1 protein-coding gene is annotated in these 240 nt (G+C 72.9%); it reads left to right on the forward strand.

Going from position 1 to position 240, the window contains the following annotated elements:
• On the forward strand, window positions 1–240 hold a 240-nt coding region (locus KVT44_RS56845; protein ID WP_217577155.1), incomplete at both ends, for an alpha-glucosidase C-terminal domain-containing protein.

Raw genomic sequence — 240 nt, forward strand, 5'->3', positions numbered from 1 at the left:
GCCGCCCCCGTGCTGTGCGTGCACACCTCCTCCCGCTTCCCCCCGCCCCCCGGCCTGCCCCTGCGGGCCTCCACCGGCCGCCGCCCGGTCGACCTCAGCGGCGGGGTGCGTTTCCCGGCCATCGGAGTGCTGCCGTACTTGCTCACCCTCGTGGGCCACGCCTTCTACTGGTTCCGGCTCCGCAAGGTCGCCTTCTGTCCCCAGGTCAGTCACCAGAACCCGGTCGGTGGGGTGGTTTCC

Origin of the sequence: Streptomyces sp. GbtcB7 (assembly GCF_019091445.1) — a bacterium.
In the GTDB taxonomy this organism is placed as follows: Bacteria; Actinomycetota; Actinomycetes; order Streptomycetales; family Streptomycetaceae; genus Streptomyces; species Streptomyces mirabilis.